This window comes from Promicromonospora kroppenstedtii DSM 19349, assembly GCF_000515355.1.
In the GTDB taxonomy this organism is placed as follows: Bacteria; Actinomycetota; Actinomycetes; order Actinomycetales; family Cellulomonadaceae; genus Promicromonospora; species Promicromonospora kroppenstedtii.
On sequence record NZ_KI911693.1, the window covers coordinates 45662 to 46911 of the forward strand.

Annotated in this window: 1 protein-coding gene and 1 pseudogene; both read right to left on the minus strand. The window is 73.4% G+C overall.

Annotated elements, in window-relative coordinates; translation table 11 throughout:
• The coding region (locus PROKR_RS35210; protein WP_036964942.1) for a hypothetical protein at nt 1-320 on the minus strand (320 nt) is incomplete at its 3' end.
• Nucleotides 321-331: 11 nt separating this feature from the next.
• Nucleotides 332-1250 (minus strand): annotated as a pseudogene (locus tag PROKR_RS17035) (LiaF domain-containing protein); the annotation flags it as partial.

The window sequence follows — 1250 nt, forward strand, 5'->3', positions numbered from 1 at the left end:
AGCGGCGCCAGCGGGTCGGAGTTGTCCGCCACGGGCGCGTCGTGGACGCCGCCCGCCGCGGCCCGCTCCTCGGCCTCGACCCGTGCCGCGGCGATGCCGTAGGCGGGGTGCACCTCGCCCTCCGGGACGGAGGTCGTGGCCACCTGCTGCGTGTCGCCCAGCGCGATCTTCTGCGTCGGCGGGGTCGCCTGCGCGGGCAGCACCTCGGTGGTGTCCGGGTCCTGCGTGGTCTTCTCGTCCATGTTCTCGCTCGTGTCCTGGGCCTGCGGCCCGCCGTGGATCTCGTTCCGGTCGTTCCGGTCGTTCGTCTGCTCGGTCATGGCGTGCTCCCTCAGTTGCTCTCGGCGACGATGACCTCGCCCGCGCCGGCCTCGATGTCGAGGCTCAGCACGGCGCCCTCGTCACCCACCTCGTCGCTCGCGAAGTAGTTGTCGGAGCCGACGCCGCTCGTGGAGCGGTCCTGCTCGTCGACGTTCCACTGCACGACCCCGGCGGCGACGTAGGCGTTCGCCTCGACCGCCGCGTCCTGCGGCACGAGGACGACGGTCGAGCCGGCGCCGAGCTGGATCGGTACGACCACCGGGTCGCCGGGCTCGACGTCGGACAGGTCGAGCTCGGAGAGGTCGATGGTGGGGTCGCCCCACTGCACGTAGAAGCCGTTCTCGGCCTCGCGCACCGTCGTGACGGCGATCGTGCCCTCGGTGATGGTGGCGGCGTCGGGGTTGTTGTTGTCGGTCACGAGACCCTCGATCTCACGGCCGCTCACGACGGCGTCCTCAGCCCAGTCCTGGGTCGTGGTTCCGGCGATGGCGACGTACCCGAGGCCGAACAGCAGGGCGATGATCGCGAAGAAGCCGAGCACGCCGCTGGTGCGGCCGCGCAGCGCCGAGACCAGGATCGCGACGCCGAGCGCCACGGTGCCGATGCCCAGCCAGGCGGCCAGGAACGTCACACCGCCGTCGAGGAGGTAGCTGCCGCCGTCCAGGCGGTGGGCCGCCAGGAGCAGGGCTCCTGCCAGCAGGATCACGCCGAGGGTGATGCCGACGGCGGCTCCGCCCGGGCCCCGCGACGTGCGGACCGGGGGTGCGGTGTAGACGGGCTGCGGCTGGTACGCCGCGTTGGGTGCGGGGCGGTACGGGGCCTGCAGCGCCTGGCCCTGGTGCCGGGGACCGGCGCCGGTCGCGTAGACCAGGCCCTCGGTGCGGCGGTAGTCGACCGGCGGCGCCGGCGTGAACGGCGCGGCGGTACCG